General features: G+C 40.3%; 4 protein-coding genes. All 4 read left to right on the top strand.

Annotation, left to right across the window (positions count from 1 at the left end; all coding sequences use genetic code 11):
• A partial coding sequence (locus ACFINW_RS09860; protein WP_375674257.1) for a filamentous hemagglutinin occupies positions 1-684 on the top strand: 684 nt, incomplete at its 5' end.
• Entirely contained in the window at positions 681-1,082 is a 402-nt protein-coding gene (locus ACFINW_RS09855) for a hypothetical protein (RefSeq protein ID WP_375641243.1), read from the top strand. The genes ACFINW_RS09860 and ACFINW_RS09855, both read left to right, overlap by 4 nt.
• Positions 1,070-1,195, top strand: coding sequence for a hypothetical protein (locus ACFINW_RS09850; protein ID WP_375637186.1), 126 nt, complete (start codon positions 1,070-1,072; stop codon positions 1,193-1,195). Before ACFINW_RS09855 ends, ACFINW_RS09850 begins: the two co-directional genes overlap by 13 nt.
• Before the next feature lie 66 nt (positions 1,196-1,261).
• Positions 1,262-1,661, top strand: a 400-nt coding sequence (locus tag ACFINW_RS09845) for a hypothetical protein (RefSeq protein ID WP_375641245.1), incomplete at its 3' end; no start/stop codon positions are given.

The following is a 1,661-nucleotide window of genomic DNA, read 5'->3' as shown; positions in this document are numbered from 1 at the left end:
AAGCAGCATTTACAAGAGGGTGCTGATGGCAAGGTGCATGTGTCCTTTAATGGCATCTTTACTCCACCAGAGGAAGCTGCTGTTTATGCGGTTCAACATGCGAAGGATAAAAATGAACCGCTTTATTTTGTTGTGTTCCCTCAAGCCGATTCTGCTATCTCAGAACTTCTAGTCGCGAGCTATCAGAAGTTTATGGAAAATAACTTTTGGGGTTTGACCAATTCCACACAAGAAGCAAAAGATTTGATGTATAGCTATGGTAACACGGGATTGCATTTTGATGCCCATAGTCGTGGCAGTTTGACAGGCTTTAATATGATGAATTCTTTCAAACAAGAAGGTGTAAATGATGTAGCAGGCAATACAACGATCAGTTTCCATGGACCAGCGGCTAATGTTTTGGCGGCATCCGGTTTGTTAGGTTATGTGAGTGGTGGCAAACAAACCACTATTGGTTTTGATGGGCATAGATTTGACGTTGTAAGCAGATTGATTGGTGGCAATGGCTATGCTTATGAGACAATATCTGCTGGTAGTAACTGGTGGACAGAATGGTGGAGAGTGATCATGAATCCCATAAGCTCCCATACCTGTCTTGGAGATGTGGGTTATAAATGTAGATATGATTATGGTTCATCTCATCGTGAACAATTTCCTTTAAGTAAATCATGGAGTAAAAAATGAAACACATCGTAAAATTATTAAGTGCTGTAACTTTGTTAAGTATAGCTGGATGTCAGTTTAATAAGCCTCCTTCAGGATATTTGACTGCTTGGGAGAAACCGGGAGCAGATTTTACTGAGGTAGGAAAAGGCTTGTTAGAATGTGGTATGCCAACCCCTTATGATAAGGATCCAGAAAGCAGCAAGCTCAGTAATAATGCAATAGCAACAATTCATGCTTGTATGGTTCAATCAGGATTCCGCTATAAAGATGAAAGGGGGGGGTGGTGTGTAAACCATAAAGCCGAAAACTTGCCCATTTGTCGTCCAGGCGCTGTTGTTCCACAGCGCAGTGTCAAGAAGCGCTTAAACAGCCCTTTTTGTAAAAAATATAAAAATGCACCTGAATGCAAACCTTAAGTCTTGCTAGTGATGATCAACAATCCGCCATCCTTGCCTTCGCTTGGAATGGTGGGATTGTTTTCTCAACCAATCATCTCAATATTGTTCACCGTTGTTTTAAGCAGCGGTGACAGGAAATATCAACAGGTTTATGAGCTCTGTTTTATCGTAAATAAATCCATTGAAAGAGGGGAAAAATGAAGAAAATCTTAAAACTGTTGAGTTGCATGGCTTTGTTAAGTATCGCTGGATGTGACTCAAAGCCTCCTTCAAAATACTTTGTTATATGGCAAAAGCCAGATGCAGATTCTACTGAAGTAGCAAAAGCATTGTTAGAGTGTGGTAAGCCAACTCCTTATAATGTCGATACAGAAAATAGTGGATTAGGTTTCGGTGAATGGGCAATAATTCATACTTGTATGCTTCAATCTGGCTTCCACTATAGAAGTGAAAATGGAAAGTGGTGTGAAAATTGTCAAGATGATAGGATTCCGGTGTATCCTCTTAGTGGTTCTATCACGCCTCAGCGAAGTGTTGAGAGACGCTTAAATAGCCCTTATTGTAAAAAACATTCAGAACAACTTGAATGCCAGCCTT

Origin of the sequence: Bartonella sp. AA18HLJMS (assembly GCF_042197245.1) — a bacterium.
GTDB lineage: Bacteria > Pseudomonadota > Alphaproteobacteria > Rhizobiales > Rhizobiaceae > Bartonella.
Note: the sequence above shows the minus strand (reverse complement) of the source record. Positions and strands in the feature narration are given on the sequence as shown.